This window comes from Draconibacterium mangrovi (genome assembly GCF_010586825.1).
Taxonomy (GTDB): Bacteria; Bacteroidota; Bacteroidia; order Bacteroidales; family Prolixibacteraceae; genus Draconibacterium; species Draconibacterium mangrovi.
In genome coordinates, this window is record NZ_JAAAGB010000006.1 from 15099 (window position 1) to 31823 (window position 16725).

Here is a 16725-nt window from a genome sequence, read left to right on the forward strand (position 1 = left end):
AGGGCCCTTGGTTTCCAGGAGTTAGAGATATGAGGAAAACTCATTTGTATTGGTGGTTTCTGGGAATATTAATTGTATTCGCAGTTTACAAGACATGGTTTGCAAAAGTTGATGACTTGGAGGTTGCGTTGAAGTTGGCAGGAGCAAATCGTAGAGAATTAGAGAAAGTAATAGCACACTATAAAAATGTTGACGAAGATAAAGAGAAACTTAAAGCGACACAATTCCTTATTTCAAACAGTATAATTCATGCATCGCAAAAAACAGGAATTAGAGATATATATCACAATTCGATTCAGTTCAATCCGTTAGATTATAAAGATTTTCCTTCTGTCAGGGAGGCAAAAGATTCTTTATTTAAAGTTTCCCAAGTTACAACTATTATCAACTATGATATACAAGAACTAAGATCGGATTTTCTAATTAAGCACATTGATCGTTGTTTTAAAATTTGGAGAGGAAGTCCTTGGAAAGACAAGATTGATTTTGATAAGTTTTGTAATTATATCCTCCCATATAGAGGGACATCAGAATCTATTTGTTATTGGCCTGAAGAGTTATACAACAAATACCAAAATGTTTTGGATACTATTCAGGAAAAGACAATTATTAACACATGTATAGCACTTAATACTGCTATTGCCAACGATATTTCATACGATAACAGATGGGTTGCAAGAGGACTAGGGGTGCAGAGTATTCATGATATTCTGGAAACAAAGAGCGGAATGTGTGATGACCTGACAGTTTATGGATTATGTGTAATGCGATCGTTCGGAATACCTGTATCTATTGATTTTGATATACACGGAAGACACAATTACGGGCACAGTTGGTGCGTCGTATTTGACGAAAGTGGTGATGCAGAAAGCTTTGGGCCGGGGGAACAACACCCCGGAGAACACAAACATACTTTTGCAAAATCCAGGTACAGAACACTGGCAAAAGTTTTTCGAAAGAATTTTTCTGCAAATGAGGATGGATTATATTTACAAGTAAATGATGAGAATGACATACCTCCGTTTTTTAGAGTTAGAAATATTAGTGACGTAACGAAGGAATACATTAAAACATATAACATTGAATATATGCTGGAACAACCACTCTCTGTTAAGCAAAAGTATCTATATATATGCGTATTTAATAACGGAGTATGGAAACCAGTACAATGGGGTGAGATAAGTCAGGATCATGTAGTTTTTGAGAATATGGGAGCGGATATTTTATATATGATTGGTTGTTTTAACAAAAAAAGAATTTATCCAGTGTCTGAACCGTTTATTCTTAAAACTGACGGATCAAAGAAATTTTTGGGGACATCGAGTGTTAAAGTGTCGAAACAATTTGCCATTAAGGTAATTAAGGGGTACGAGGCTCCCAAAAAAAACAAAGAGTATTATTTGTATTTCTGGGAAAATAGAAGGTGGAATTTAAGTCAAACCATTATTGTTAATAAGGACAGTTTATTAGATCTTGCCAACCTGAATAAAAACACTCTATACAAATTTCAAAACTTTTCCCGGCCTTTTACTGTAAACGACTCAACTTTTACCTGGTGGTAATGATATGATCTTGTCAGTTTTAACCTTCTCAAAAGTTATCTTGTCCTTATTACTTGCTATTAATAAAGGAAGATAAACCACAATGGACAAAAGAGAAAAAATTAATCCACCCATAGCTCCAACGGCAAAAGCAAACCAGAAAACTTCTTTTTGGCCGCCCCAGATAAATGGAATCAATCCTAAAACCGTGGAAAGTATGGTTAAGGTAATGGCGACAATTTTGTTGTTAAAAGCTTTCAGGTAATTTTCAATGCTGTAGGTTTTGTTTTTCCCTCTTACCAGGTTATTAAAATCGTTGATAATGTATATGGCGGCATTCACCACCAATCCGCTTAACAGAATAAACGAAGCAAATCCTCCCTGGTCGAAATTAAAATCGAAGAGGTAAAAAGTAAGGAAAACGCCGATAAACGAGATGGGAATTAAGCTGATTACCGCCAACGGTTTTAATAGCGATTCAAACAAAATAGCGGTAACAAAATAAATGATCAGGATAATAAGCAATAACAGTCCGTATTGTTTTTTATCGTTTTTGTCCCAGCTCCACCAGTTACGCTCCGGTTTTTGGGTTTTATAACCCAGCGGTAATACCTGGTTAATGGCTTCAATTTCGCGTTCCTGAACCATTTCGGCAAGCGGCCCGGGACCTATAAAATTGTAATTCAGATACATCTGGTAAACCTGGTCCTTTTTGAAAATTGATTTTCCACTCAGCCGTTTTTCGATGTCTCCGGCTTGCGACAGTTTTTTCTGCCCCCGGCTGGTTTGAACCGGAATGTTGTAAAAATCCCAGTTGTTATACTCGCTGTTTTTTGATGAAACCAGCACCACGGGCTGTAACTCTGTTTGGTTGTAAAAAGCATCAAGGTTGCGCGAATAAAGCTGGGTAAACAACGACCCGGTGTAATCCGAATAACGCAGATTATAAGCCGCGAGCAACTCTTTATCTACGTTCAATTTATATTCATAACGCGCGTTCGATCCCCAGCTCATAGAACTGGTTATTTCTGTTTTCTCCACCCGTGGATTTTCAAGCAGTTTTGCTTCCAGTTGTTCAGCATATTTATACAACTGGTCGTAATTGTAACCGATAAGCAAAATATGGCTGTTTTTGTAATCCATGTTCAGCGAATTGGAAAAACCTTTTCCCACCCCGTAAACAGCCCAATCCATTCCACCTAAGGAAATCGCTTTCGATTCAATCTGACTTTTGAGCAAATACGGGAACGATGATCTTTCTGCTTCATCGGTAAACTGTATGGTAACCGACGAGTTTTTATAGCCTGTTATTCGTGTTTCAAACTGCGCCACCTCATCAAAAAGGCTAATGTATTGTTCCATTTTTCGTACAGCATCATTTAACTGATGAATGGTGCAACCTTCCGGCATTTGCCCTCTTACGTATAACGTGGTTTTTCCCGGATCGGAATAAAAGCTTCCCTCAAAAACGTGCTCGGTAAACAGGCGTAAACTTCCGCCCATTACCTTGCTGAGAATAGGTTTAATTTCCGATTTAAACAGGTCGCCACCCAAGGTTTTATTGTAAAATTCAGCCGTTTTTTTAGTGCTGTCTATTTCATCAGGCAATTTTCCAATTGGTATACCAAAACCAAGTATGGCCAGTATAAAAAAGGCCCAGCGGAAACGTTTTTCGAAACGAATAAAACGAAGGTAGAAGTGGTTTGAGCGGCTTATTCTTTTTAGTGTTTTTACAGGTATCGGTTTGGGTTTTGTATGATAAAGTTGCTCCATCAGTGCCGGTACCAGGAACAAGGCAATAACCAGCGAAACACTGAGGTTAATAAGCATTACATAAGTAAAATCAATGAGCATTAATTTCTGGTTTTCTTTTAGAAAGAATACCACTGATAAAGCTCCAAGCGTGGTGAGCGTGGCAGCCAGCAAGGAGATAAAAACACGTAGTCCTTTTTGCCGCTGAAGGTGACTCACCATGATTATGCTGTTGTCTATGATAATACCAAACGAAACGGTGATTCCTGCCAGCGAGTAAATATGAATTTCAACTTTAAAGAGGTAATAAAAAACGGCAGCAAAAAGCAGGTTAGCGGCCAGTGAAATAGATAACACCGCCAAAACACGAAAAGACCGGCTGGCAACTAAAACAAAAAGTAAAAGAATGAGTAACGAAAAAAGCGTACGGTAACCTATTTTTTCCAGTTCTTCTTTTATGTATTCGGTTGAATCGGAAGCGATCATTACGGAATAACCCATCGGGAGTTTTTCCTGAATTAGCAGAAGCTGGTCTTTTATTTCGCCGGCCAGTTTTAGCTGGTTTTCTCCCTGTGCAGCATAAACCACCAGGTTGATCGTGTTTTTGCCGTTTATGCGGTAGTAGGAGGTAGGTGGTTTTTCCTGCAATTTAACTGTGGCAATGTCGGAGAGGCGGATAATGCGACCATTTTTATTGGCCACCGGCAAACTGATCCATTGCGAAGGTTCAATAAACTGCGTGGAAGCTAAAACCGGCACCGAAACATTGGCTCCATCGTTTTGGTTGCCTAAAAAGTTTTGATCGCCCAAACGGTTGATAACGGTGCTGATTTCGGCAGTTGTTATTCCGTAGAGTTTTAGTAACTCCGGATTGTAACAAATTTCCCATTGATTAGGCGATGCTCCGTAAAGCGAAATATCAGCAATGCCTTTAATTTTAAGCAGCTCGGGAATTACCAGCTGCTCGGCTTTGTTTTTTATATAATAAGTAGATGAGTTGGCGTTAAGAGTAAGCACCATAAACGAAACCTGGTCGTCTTCATCAGCGGCGTTGGTGGTAATTTCCGGGTAGCTCATTTCGGCTGGCAGATTACTCCGCAGTTGCCGTATCAGCGTTGACACCTCGTAACGTTTTTGGTTCAAATTAACCGATTTGTCAAACTCAATAACTACACTGCCCGAACCTACCGAAGAAGTGGATTCTATGGATTTAATCCGGCTGACTTTCCCCAGCACCCCTTCAATTTTTGAGGTTTCCTGCTCAATAACTTTTGGTGAAGCATTGGGCCAGTAAAAGCTAATGTTTAGCTGTGGTAAACTACGGCTGGGCTTAAACCGGATATCCAACTGTGGAATAAAGGCCAGGCCGATAATAACAAATGCAAGAAATACCACTATTATGGAGAAGGAGGAAAATGCTTTCTTATTTGAAATTGTTTTTTGCACTATCTCCCTTTTTTCAACAAATTATACATCATCGGAATAAAGAACAAACTAACCAGTGTTCCCAGCAGCATTCCTCCTATGATTGCCAGTGCCAGTGGTTGTTGCAATTCAGCACCCATTCCTTTCTGAAAAAGGAAAGGCAGCATGGCCAGGATGGTGGTTAAACTGGTCATAATAATCGGTTTTAAACGCCGGTGTCCGGCTTCCATAACCGAACGAATCAAGGAATAACCTGAATCGTGCAACTTGTTCATGGTGTCGATTTTCAGAATGGAATCGTTGATGATAATTCCGGCCATTACAATAATTCCAATGGCCGACATAATATTAATTCCTGCACCAAAAAGTTTCAATGCCAGAAATGCACCATACAAGTCGATCGGAACTTCAAGCAATACAATTACGGGTAAAACAAACGACTCGAACTGCGCGGCCAGAATAAAGTAAAGCAAGAGTAAACTAACGCCAATAATCAACAGTAATTCTGTTAGCATGGCACGGTTTGAAAGTATTGACCCACCAAACGAAAGATCGAAAGAGGTGTGATTTGCTGCAATGGTTTTTATATCCGCCGAAACCGTTTTAAAATCGCCGGGATCGATCTCAAATTCCACCGGGAAATATTCATTATCCTTACCGGCAACAATAGATTTTAGCCCCGAACCACTATTCACTTTTACCAATCCCGACAAGGGAATTTCCTCATTGTTCTGATTCCGTACCTGGATATTTTGGATGATCTGATAAACCGATTGATACGAGTTTCCTATGCTAACCGGAACAAACATATTATTGTTGTTAATGGTAAACACCGTATTTACATTAAAAGCACTTTTTACTTCGCGGTAGAGTTCGTCGTTGTCAACCTCGTAAAACATCAGTTTCTCCGGATCGGTTTCCAGCAAAATCAATTGTCGTGTTATCAGTTTCGATTGCAAACTGTTATGATAGTTTTTATCCAGATCGGCTAACAAGGCAGAAAGCTCATCGAGGTAATTTTTATTGCCCGGATTAAAATGCGAAAAACGGGCGATAAGCGGTGCTTCCGATTTCCCAAAAGCCAGGTTAAACAGGTTATCAGCTTCTGTAAAACTGAAATCTGCATCCGGGAAATGACCGGAGAAATACGTACTTAATACCTTGATCATTTTTGATAAACGGGCCGGCGATTCAGCTTTTATTATCAGCTTGTTTTCAGTTGTTCCGGCATCCTCTCCACTGTTTAACAGGTATTGTTGTTTTCCTGCTTCTTCAATGATATAAACTGGTTCTGTAGACAGTGAAACCATTAATTCGTTTACCCGTTTGTTATTTTCTTCGAGGGTGAGCGGTTCGTTCCAGTCGATTTTTAAAACTATTTCATCCTGACTAACTTCCGGGAATCGCGAGGTTGTTAACATTCGACCTAATACCGCCGCACCAGCTAATAACAAGATTACAAGTCCGATAGTGGCAGCCTGGTTGCGTAGTACAAACTTTAATCCGCGCTCATACAAGCGATAATAACCGGGATCTTTTTGGCGCTTTTGTTTTTCCTGTTTCGTTTTTGAATAAAACAGCCGGTAAAGGGTGGGGAGGAGAGTGATTGAAACCAGCAGCGAAATACTCAGGCCAATAGTTACTGCAATGGCCTGATCGAAAAACAAGGCTCCTGCCATTCCTTTCATAAAGATTAAAGGAATAAAAACAGCGCAGGTGGTAAGTACCGAACTGATTAAGGGCCGGATAACTTCGTTTGTTCCCACTTCGCACGCCCGTGACAAAGTAAAATGCCGGTCGCGGTATTGCGTAATATTATCGATTACAATAATCGAATTATCGATCATCATTCCAACGCCAAGTATCAATCCTGAAAGCGAAATAATGTTGATGGAGAGTTTAAACAGGTAAAAGAAAAAGAGGGCGAGTAACAGCGAAACCGGGATGCTGATACCGATTAGCCAGGGAGCTTTTCGTTCGCGCAGAAATACAAATAGTATCAGAAAAGCAAGCATTCCGCCGATTAGCAGGCTTTGTCCCAGGTTATTGATGGAATATTCCAATAGTTTCGACTGATCGCGGGTGATCGTAAATTCCAGTTCGGGGTAATCTTCTTTAAAATAACCGACCAACTCATTCAGCTCGTCTTTTAAGTCAGCCATTTTTGCGTCGGATTGTTTAATCACTGCCAGGCTAATTGCACTTTCTGAATTGATCTTTATGTTCCCCTGTGGTTTTTGTGGCTGAAGACCCACATGGGCAATTTCCGATAGCGACACCACTTTCCCGTTCAGGTTTACTGGAATTTCGGCAATCTCTGAAACATCGCGAAGCCGCGTGTTAAAGCGGATGTTGTACTGGTATTGTCCATCGCGTACTAAGAGGTTTCCCAAATCAATATTGTTATTATTCAGCTCCTGCTCCAGTTGCGAAATGGTAAACGTGCCGTTTTGCAGGTAAGCAGCGTGCGGTGTTATTTTAATTTCGGGGTATTGTAAACCACTCATATCCACCAATGCCACTTCCGGTAGCTGTTCCAGACGCTTTCGTATCACCTGGCTGGTGAAATTACTCAGTTGCAGAAATTCCTCTTTGTTGCCCGTTATTAGTTCCTGTTTTTTATTTACCATCAGGTAGAAAACGGGAATATCCGAAGCGCTGGCTCTTATAACTTCCGGGCGGCTCATATTGCGCGGAAGATAATTCATGGCCTTATCCACTTTTTCGTTCACCTCAATGGAAGCCAGATCAATAGAAGTTCCGTGTTTAAAGCGCAGTTCTATCCAGGCTGTTCCGTCGCGTGTTTCGCTTTTCATCTCCTCAATGTGGTTCACTTCTTTCAGCACACTGCGGATTTGTTTTACAACCGTATTTTCCAGCTGGCGTGCCGGCATTTCGTTCAATGGTATCCGGATGGAGATAACAGGAATATCGATGTCGGGCATTAAGGAAACCGGAATTTGTACAGTGGTGGCTAGTCCTATCAGAAGAAAAGCCAGAAATGCCATTGTAACAGCTATAGGTCTATGAATCAGGAATTTTACCATAGATTTGTATTATTTCGCAACCAGATTGATTCTAATATAAATGCATAAATAAGATGAATTACGGTGCAAGATTTATTTTAACAATGCTAGCATAATCACTGGATTATCGTCTTTTCTTAGAGAATCAAACACTTGTTTCAATTGTTGTTCGTTTTGTTGTTGATCTCCTGATTCTTGAGCATTTAGCTTGTTATAAATCTCTTTCAAGTCTGAAGCACTAATTGAACAAGCATACTCATTAAAATTGTAACTTGTTTTACGCATATCAAATGGTATCCCTCCCAAAATGTCGTTTGTAATCTCGCTTATATTTATATTCTGGTTGAATATTTTCGTGTATTTATCGTATATTCCGAGGAAGGATGAGCCTTTTGAATCATATTTTAAAAATATGTGATCAGATGTTTCAAAGAATCCCCAGATTAAGGTTTTGTCTTTAACCTCATTATATTTGATCAATCCAGAACTAAGTTCCAGATTATCTTTGAGTGTCCATTTGTTATTACCTATATTTATTATTGCATGTGGTTCAAGATCTTGCTCGTTGATTGAGAATATAGTGTCGTTAAAATCTGCCTTATAATAATCTTTCCCCTCAAAATTATATGTGGACTCTTTCCCCATGCTAATTCCAAACATTTTAGGACTTTTAGAAACCTTAAATATATCATGGTTTTCAAATGTCTTTTTTAAAACACCGCTTTGTTTATCTAATAAAGCTAGTTTATATTTAGAATTACCATATGCATTTCCGTATGTGATAAATAGATCGCCAGTTTTGGAGCGTATTCCAAAAGATTCGGCATTTCCTGTTGAGGTGTTAAGGAAAGGATCGTCAAAGTTTCTTATAAAATTTCCATCAAAATCATATTTGAAGATTTTGTGTTGATGTAGGCCATAAATATAAATGAAGTGATTTTTTTCATCGGCCTTGAAAAACTTGCATTGACATTCTCCAGGCCCCCTTCCAACTTGATTAATTTGACAAATAAATTTTCCCGCCTTGTTAAATCTCAAGACTTTTCCACCATTTCCAACAAAGATCTCATTTTGCGTTAATTTTATGGAATATCGCCTGCCTATCAAACATTCGTCTTTAGTCTCTAGCGGTATGAATTTTATTTTAGTAGCAATTTCCGATAACTTTAAAATATTAAAGTGATTCTTTTCTGACTCTTGAAACTGTATGACGAAAGGTTCCTGTACAATTCCCATATTATGTTTTTCCTCTATTATTACGCGTTGAGTCTCTTTTGGTTTTTCTTTTTGGGGAGTTTGAGAATTACATGCATATAATGCAATTATTATGAAAAATAAGAAACAAGTTTTCATAATGTTAGTTTTCAAGATTAGTAATACATATTTTATTCTATTTCCACTTCCGATTCGTGTGCCAGGTTTAAATTATTCGACACAATTACCGTGTCGCCGGCTGAAAGTGTCGCCCCTTCAGCAGCTACTACTGCATATTCATTTTCGTTTTCGTTAAGTACGTTTATGTAGGTCCAGTAAGCAATACCCTGGGTGTAGCGGAAAAGCACCTCGCGGTTCTGACGCAATACAACCGCTTCTTTAGGAACAACCAATTGATCGGGTATCGCCTGTTTTATACTTACTTTTACATTCATCCCCTGCATGTATTCTCCGGGATTCTCCACTTCCGCTTTTAGCCAAATCAGTCCATTTTCATCGATTTTTGGATCAATTTCACAAATTTTACCTTTAGTATTACTGGCGCCTGAAATAGGCGAGATAGTTACATCTTGTCCTAATTTCACTTTTGAGATTTCGGTTTCAAGCAAAGGAAAATCGATGTAGAAATGTTGATCATTGATGAGTGTACAAAAAGGTTCTGAAGTGTTAGCCTGCTCAAAAGGTTTTTGTTTAACACCCGATACTTTCCCGGAGAAAGGTGCTTTTAGCGATGTTTTATCTAATTGCAGCCGGGCCTCATCAAAAGTTACCAGTGCCTGGTTATAACCCGAGCGGATATCGGCAATCGCTTCATGTTCTTTGGAATAAACCGTGTCGGTAGTAGAGTAGCCCACCCCAATTAAAGCGTCCAGCTTGTCAATTTTGGCCTGTTCCAGAGTAATGTCGGCCTTTTTCATATTAAGACGATAGGACTCATTGTCCAGACTGGCAATAACATCATTTTTATTAATGATATTCCCGTTCTTCACATTAATGGTAGCTAATGAGCCGGAAACTTCGAAATAAAGTTCAGCTTGTTGTGAAGCCGATAGTTTACCATTGCTAACTATCTCTTTTAGAAAATCTTTTTCTTCGAGAGTGATTACCTCTACCGTGTTTTTTTCTTCAGGAAGTGCTTCCTTGTTTACTTCTGCAGAAGCATTGGGTTTGTTTGTGCACGCCATAGTAATAAATAATGCGAATACTAAAAGAACTGCAACTTGCAGAATCGATTGATAGAAGTGCTTAAGTTTCATTCTGTTTTGGTTTTGTTGAGATTTTGAATTTAACAAAAATATGTCTTTAACCACTGTTTAATACAGCCATTCCTTTTGTGGTTTCAAGTTGGTTAAGTTTAAGATTGGGACTTTCTACCAGCCATTTGTTAATAATCTCCTGTTCATCTGATCGGTTACTATCGTCCAGGATGATTCTGGTGCTGTTATTAAAATATTTCTTTAGTAGTGGTATGGCCGGATAGCGTGAATTCTTTTGTAATTGACCGGGGGGGCCGTCAACCAAAAGTATGTCAATTTCATTTATTTTTGTTTCAATAATATCTGTGTCATACCACAGCCACTCTTCACCATCAATGTATACACTTTTCAAAGGGGTATGAACTAAAGTCACATACTTTTCGAGACCATGTTCTTTTAAATCTGCCAGCGTTGCTTCATGAAATTGTTTGTCATGTTCAACTGAGATAAATTGTTTTATTATTTTGTTTTTTGCCAGGTAGCCTCCGACTAGCGTTGATAATCCACTTCCGCATTCAACAATTGTAGCAGGTTTGTTTTCCTTTATCAACTCAAGTAAGTTGTAAATAAAATCGGGTAACACAGCCCATGGTTTGTGAAAAGGTAGTGCAATTTTCGTTTGTAATTGATCGTTTATTTTACTGATATAAACCTGTTGTTTGCTTCGGTTGCTTTGTGCTATTTGATACTCTTTTAGAATATATTTCAAAAGACTTTTTAAAAAGTTGGCCAATTGTAAAGAATCATATATGCATTTGTCATAATTCGATTCCATCAAATGATTTGCCCAGTTTTTGAGCTGTTCAAATTCAGCCATATCTTTAACCTGGAACCGATTCATTAATGCGAGATGAACTCTTTTCTCGTTTTGGGTTACATCTTCTTTTAACAATTTCAACTGTTTCAGAATTACCTTTCCTACTACTTCAAATTGACCTGACTTATGTGCTGATGAAATTTGCTCCGGATGCCGGCGATATTGTAATAAAACTTCCTGAATATTAGTAACGGGAAACATAAGGGCAGCTTTTACCAAAAAATCATAATCGCCTGCATAACGGTATGAATTATCGTACTTAAGGTTATATTTTGTAAGGAATTCTTTTCGTAAAAAAACAGTAGGATGCCGGAACATAATATTACTCATTGACCAAACCTTTATTTCATCATAATCCTCAGGAGCGGTAATAATCTCATCACTATTCAATACCTGAGCAAAACTACCACATAATCCAAATTTGGTGTTGGCCTCCATAAAATCGAATTGCTTTTGGATACGATTAGGCAGAGCGACATCATCTGAGTCCATTACACAAATGTATTTGCCAACCGCCATTTCCATTCCTTCGTTTCGGGCTGTATAATTCCCTCTGTTTTCGCATTTTTTTACCAGACGTATTCTTTTGTCATGGTATGATTTGAGTATTTCAACTGTAGAATCAGTGGAGCCATCGTCGATGATGATAAATTCAAAATCGGTGAAAGATTGAGTTAAAATACTGAGTATCGAATCCCTAACGTACTTTTCTCGATTGTAAACAGGCATTACAACGGAGACTTTGGGTAATTTTGTTAGCATAAAATTTTATTCTTTCAGTTTTGCGATCATTATAATTGGGTTATCGGTTTCTTTAATATTTCTTAGATTTTGTAAGTAAGGAGGTAGTTTTGTCGCCTTTTCGGGATTTTCATTAACCCAATTAATTACTTCATATGTATCAACGTATGAAATAATTTCATTATTTTCATTTATATACTGTGGAAAAAACTGAATAAAATTATCTATATCATTGTTAAGTCCAAAATATGGAATGCTAAAGAAAGTTTTATCAAATTTTTTCGAATCTGAAATCATAACTTCTTCATTTCGTTTGTCAAATATGCAAGAGCGATATTCACTTTTATAGTTCAATGTAAAGAATATAAATCGATTAGATTCAAAAATCTTTTCAATCAAGTGAAAATTCTTCATTTCTTCTTTTGAAACGAAATTTCTTCTATACGAAGAGGGCTTGAAATCTCCAGAAAAGAATTCAAATTTTGGTAGTAATGTTTTGTTTTCGATTCTAAAAATGGTGTCATTGAAGAGTGTCTTAATATTTAAATGGTTATTAAATCGATAAAACCATCCCTCTTGTTCTCCCCACGAACGATATCGTTTTGGATTTTTTTCAAAATAGTCATTGATATTAATATTGTCTATTTTGTTATTATAAGTATCAAAATAAATTAGCATTGCCTTATCATCCCCTGTAACGTTCGGGGCATAGCAAATAAACACTGAATCATTCAATTCAACAAATGAACTTAGTATTCTAACATAATCCGGTTTTTCAAAAGTTCTTGTAACATTGCCATCAATTGAATATTCAATGATGTTTTTCCTCCATCCTCCGGCATATAAAGTTTGTTTTTTTTCATTATAAGGTAAATTGACTTTAGTGAATCTGTAGCCATTAGGACCTTTATCTCTCCTACCTACTTCTCGAATAAATTCACCAGATTTTCTATCAAAAATGAATTGTTGCTTGAATGCAATTGCAACGATATATTCAGCATCAACAAAAAACTTTGGCGCCAAACCTATTAACGAATCTTTATTTGACAGTTGAACATATTCAACTGTTTCAGCTATTTCACTGAGGTTAATGATTCTTTTATTTTCATAACCAGAAACTAGATCTATTTTTTTAATTGTATTGGGTACTTTAGTTTCTTTGCAACCAGTCAGGATAAATAGGATTATCAATATGAAATAAGCGATTTTAATCATAAGGCTTAAAATTTGAAGTATTCTCATTTTTCTATATCTAACTTTTAATCTGCCTCAAAAAGAGTGTCAAACGATAGCTCTTAATTAAATAGGATTCGATAACCTTAACATCGTAGGTAATTTAATGTGAGCATATTTGTCTAAGCAATACTTAATGAGGCAGATGTGTTTTGTTTTTGTTCTTTAGTGAATATATGGATCATGCAAATTCGTTATTAGAACGTCATGTTATCAATACAACATCTCTGATATAAAGACACTTAAAATAAATTCAGGTTAACGTCCTAACTATGATTGAAGATGAATAATCAATGTTTTAAGCAGTTTCCTGAAACTACTAATTATATTCCAATTCATATGAGCTATTTGGACAGCAATCATAACCTTCTTGCATGCACTGATTTACATCAGTGCCACATCCCCAGTAATCTCCACCAAAGGTACATACAACTGTAATATATTCACCACCTTTCAAATTCACCAGCTCTTCATTTTTTATAACCTTTTCAGGATTGATTGTTAATTTTCCTAATTTTTTCATTTTGTTATAATTTAAATTTAATTACTACCATTTGGGTTATAACACACTGTACATTTAAGGTTGGCAGCCTTTACAGATTTTAATTTATCTTTGCCAAGCTCTCGTTTTTATGGGAAGCGGCAGGCAGGAAGTAGCTAATAGTAGTTGGCATACACTTCCTGCCTTTGTTATCCGCCAATTGACGGACACTTCCCTTGTTATTTTTCAAAAATCATTCTTAACGGATTAATAAACCGATAAATCATTCTCATTTGTTTAGTTATAATCTCAGCCGTACCATCCATTTCCTGTACCAGTTTTAGTTGTTCGCTGTAACTGGAAACCATACCATCGTTTAAATTTATTTCTACAATATATCCTTCCTTTTCGGGCACAAGTGAAATTGAATTAACTGCACCAGTTAAAGTACCGTGTTCTATCGATGGGTAACCAGCCAGTTTTATCAGAACCTGTTGCCCGGGTTCAACTTTTCCTATTCCGGATGAAGGAACTACCGCCCGGCAAATAACTGAAGAACTATCCACAGGGACTATTGTTGCCAGGCGGTCGCCTGCTGTAACCACATGGTTCTCGCTCCAGTATCTGGTCAGGGTGACCTTCCCTTCAACCGGACTGCTCAACAAATAAGTATCTTCCCAACCTTTAATTTGGCTTTTTAATGTTTTTATACCGGAAGTGATTACTGTTTCAAACTGCACTATTTGTTTATCGTGCTGTTCCTGCAATTCAAGTAACGATAGTTTTTGCCCAATCAGGTTTGCTTCAGTCGATTTTAGTGAAGCAAGAAATCCGGTATAGGCCCTTTCCGACTGGATAAGCCTGGCTTTTGCCTCCTCAATCTGCGATTCCGACACTCCACCTTTATCTAATAGATTCTTATAACGCGAAAATCCATTTCTCGCAATTTCAAGCTCTTCCTCCATCATTTGTTGTTGTTTGATGGCAAGCTGGTATTGTTGTTCCTGTTTTTCAGTTTGTTCTTTTAATAACTCAATTTTTTGGGGAATATAATTATTGCTGATAAAGTTCTTGTAGTCATACCAATTTCTGTAAAGTTGGTTGTACAAATCCTGTAAATCGCCCAAAACCAATTTTTCAGGTAAGTTAGTTGTATCCATAGAACTTTGGATATTTTTATAATTCAGGAAGTTTATTATTTCCTTTAGCTTTCTGAAATCATGCAAGTTAGTACCATTACTTATTAGGGCAATGTCGTCTCCTTTTTGCACCAGTTGCCCGTCAGGAACAAACCATTTGTTAATCCTTCCCGAAACTTTGCACATTATTGGCGCAGGTGGATTGGTTGTGGTGATAACCAAAGGAGCTGCAACTACTTCTTTAAAAGTAAAAAAGTAACTGCCTATGATAATTGAAGCAAAGATTAAGAAAATGACTGTCAATCCCCAGCGTAGTATACTCCCCGGAATTTCTTTCATTATTTCCCTTACTTCTTCGTTATGGATTTCTATGTTTTGAATTTTTGACATTTATTATGTTTGTCGTTCTTGGTTTGTAGTTTATTGTTCTGTAACCACAAACAATAAACTACGAACTTTATTTATTCTTTTAACTTTACCAGCATCAAAACCGGGTTGTCATTCTCATCTAAACTGTTTGCAAGTTTTTCGAGGGCTTTTTTCTTTTCGGGGTATTTTGGGGTTGAATTTTTGAAATTATTTGAGTTTATATGTGTTTTGAGATCAAAAGCTGAGATATGACGAATCAAGATATTGTTTTGACAGTTGTTTGTTGGCCAAAAACTAAAACCACCATCAATATCGTTAATCATTTCAGGATCAGACAAGGCTACCACTTTTTTTTCAGTCTTATTGAATAATACCCTCGTATATCTTGTGTCTCGACTCCCAAAAGGTAATCCCTTTATATAGTCAGAGAAAACAAAAATCTTACTCTCTATAATTGAGTTGTTTATCAGTTTATTTTGTGCTTTCTTAATTATTTCTTGCATATCTGGCCCTGGATGTAGGTCAAAGTCTCTGTCTATTAATAACTTATTTTCTTTGTAAACGACATATGGAATCATGGAATTGTTCTTTATGCAATAAAGAGTGTCATTATAGTTTTCTTTAAAGTAGATATTATTTTCATAGGAGTACAAAGGGCCACTGCTCATTTTTAGTTTCTTCTTTATTGGAGGATTATGACTTTTAAATTTACATATTGGTTCCAAATTTGTATTCCAGATAATTAAACTTGTTGGATTTTCAATATCTGCATAACGATTGCATGCTAGTCGCGTTGGATTAAAATAAAGTAACTTTGAAGTAAACTTCTGTTCTTTATGACTTCTAATGTATTTACCTTTCAGATCATACCAATTTAATGAATGTTCACCTTGTATTAAAATTTTATTTGCTGCCTCGTTAACGGCGAAATACATTATGCTCTGGTAATTCTCTGGTCCACGTCCAACACTTCCTATTTGCCTAATAAATCGCCCTTCACGATTAAACTGTTGTAAACAATTTCTTTCACCAATGAAAATGAAAGATTCTGTAATTTCAATCTGCTGTACTCTTCCAATCAATATATGAGGGGTAGTTTCCAAAGGAATATAATTAATATCAAGAGCTACATTAGAAATAGGAACAGACTTTTTTTCATTCACAGCCAGTTCCACATCAATAGTATACAGATCAGAAGGTTGTTGCTGCTTATTATCATGTTTGCAACTTACAAATAGTGTTAACGTAATTGCAATTAAAGAGAAGCATGCCTTCGATACGTTTCCTATTTTGGGATTACGAACAATCATTTTCTTTTGTGTAAAATTGTTAATTATGCCCATCACATGAAATAAAGAGCTGGAATTAGAACTGGTTGGTAGCTCTAATCCCATTTCTCGTTATTCTAATTAAGTACAAGATAACCATGTTGCTGATGAACAACTATCACAACACCAGCTTCCTTCACAATTGGTTCCATCATCATCACATCCAGCAAACGAAATAGCACTGGCTTTACTCAACCCCGTACTACAAAACATATCTCTTTTTGCCGCACATGTTCCACTTTCCCATTCATGCGGATATCCACCTCTCAAATTCACCAACTCTTCATCTTTTATCACCTTTTCAGGATTAATCGATAATCTTCCTAATTTTTTATTTTTATAATTTTATATTCAACATTTATTTAGCCTTGTATATCGTTTCAAAGGCTTGGAATTTATATT

The 16725-nt window shown here is 37.0% G+C and carries 10 protein-coding genes; 1 reads left to right on the forward strand and 9 read right to left on the reverse strand.

What is annotated here, in order from left to right; all coding sequences use genetic code 11:
* Positions 1-29: 29 nt before the first annotated feature.
* Entirely contained in the window at positions 30-1562 is a 1533-nt protein-coding gene (locus G4420_RS15185) for a hypothetical protein (RefSeq protein ID WP_163324797.1), read from the forward strand.
* Here the strand turns inward: G4420_RS15185 and G4420_RS15190 are convergent.
* From G4420_RS15190 to G4420_RS15230, 9 genes are all read right to left on the reverse strand, one after another.
* Positions 1542-4739: an efflux RND transporter permease subunit gene (locus G4420_RS15190; RefSeq protein ID WP_163324798.1), complete on the reverse strand. Its 3198-nt coding sequence runs from the start codon at positions 4737-4739 to the stop codon at positions 1542-1544. The two genes, G4420_RS15185 and G4420_RS15190, sit on opposite strands and share 21 nt — an antisense overlap.
* The gene (locus G4420_RS15195; protein WP_163324799.1) at positions 4739-7765 is read right to left on the reverse strand and encodes an efflux RND transporter permease subunit; all 3027 of its coding nucleotides are present in this window, start codon (positions 7763-7765) and stop codon (positions 4739-4741) included. Before G4420_RS15195 ends, G4420_RS15190 begins: the two co-directional genes overlap by 1 nt.
* 72 nt (positions 7766-7837) lie before the next feature.
* The gene (locus G4420_RS15200) at positions 7838-9097 is read right to left on the reverse strand and encodes a 6-bladed beta-propeller (protein WP_163324800.1); all 1260 of its coding nucleotides are present in this window, start codon (positions 9095-9097) and stop codon (positions 7838-7840) included.
* A 32-nt stretch (positions 9098-9129) separates the two neighbouring features.
* Complete coding sequence (locus G4420_RS15205) at positions 9130-10215, reverse strand: efflux RND transporter periplasmic adaptor subunit (protein WP_163324801.1); 1086 nt, start codon at positions 10213-10215, stop codon at positions 9130-9132.
* 46 nt (positions 10216-10261) lie between these two features.
* Positions 10262-11794: a glycosyltransferase gene (locus G4420_RS15210; protein WP_163324802.1), complete on the reverse strand. Its 1533-nt coding sequence runs from the start codon at positions 11792-11794 to the stop codon at positions 10262-10264.
* Positions 11795-11800: 6 nt separating this feature from the next.
* A complete protein-coding gene (locus G4420_RS15215; protein ID WP_163324803.1) occupies positions 11801-12988 on the reverse strand; it encodes a DUF4934 domain-containing protein in 1188 nt (395 codons plus the stop codon).
* 337 nt (positions 12989-13325) lie between these two features.
* Positions 13326-13529 carry a hypothetical protein gene (locus tag G4420_RS15220; protein ID WP_163324804.1) on the reverse strand — a complete coding sequence of 68 codons (204 nt, stop codon included), beginning with the start codon at positions 13527-13529 and terminating at the stop codon, positions 13326-13328.
* A gap of 197 nt (positions 13530-13726) precedes the next feature.
* A complete protein-coding gene (locus G4420_RS15225; RefSeq protein WP_163324805.1) occupies positions 13727-15016 on the reverse strand; it encodes an HlyD family secretion protein in 1290 nt (429 codons plus the stop codon).
* Positions 15017-15087: 71 nt separating this feature from the next.
* A complete protein-coding gene (locus G4420_RS15230) occupies positions 15088-16389 on the reverse strand; it encodes a 6-bladed beta-propeller (RefSeq protein WP_163324806.1) in 1302 nt (433 codons plus the stop codon).
* Positions 16390-16725 lie beyond the last annotated feature (336 nt).

What these genes read in the sequence shown, in the direction of transcription:
- G4420_RS15185 (WP_163324797.1), top strand. Translation starts at nt 30, where the DNA reads ATGAGGAAAACTCATTTGTATTGGTGGTTTCTGGGAATATTAATTGTA.
- G4420_RS15195 (WP_163324799.1), bottom strand. Translation starts at nt 7,765, where the DNA reads ATGGTAAAATTCCTGATTCATAGACCTATAGCTGTTACAATGGCATTT.
- G4420_RS15200 (WP_163324800.1), bottom strand. Translation starts at nt 9,097, where the DNA reads ATGAAAACTTGTTTCTTATTTTTCATAATAATTGCATTATATGCATGT.
- G4420_RS15205 (WP_163324801.1), bottom strand. Translation starts at nt 10,215, where the DNA reads ATGAAACTTAAGCACTTCTATCAATCGATTCTGCAAGTTGCAGTTCTT.
- G4420_RS15210 (WP_163324802.1), bottom strand. Translation starts at nt 11,794, where the DNA reads ATGCTAACAAAATTACCCAAAGTCTCCGTTGTAATGCCTGTTTACAAT.
- G4420_RS15215 (WP_163324803.1), bottom strand. Translation starts at nt 12,988, where the DNA reads ATGATTAAAATCGCTTATTTCATATTGATAATCCTATTTATCCTGACT.
- G4420_RS15220 (WP_163324804.1), bottom strand. Translation starts at nt 13,529, where the DNA reads ATGAAAAAATTAGGAAAATTAACAATCAATCCTGAAAAGGTTATAAAA.
- G4420_RS15225 (WP_163324805.1), bottom strand. Translation starts at nt 15,016, where the DNA reads ATGTCAAAAATTCAAAACATAGAAATCCATAACGAAGAAGTAAGGGAA.
- G4420_RS15230 (WP_163324806.1), bottom strand. Translation starts at nt 16,389, where the DNA reads ATGGGATTAGAGCTACCAACCAGTTCTAATTCCAGCTCTTTATTTCAT.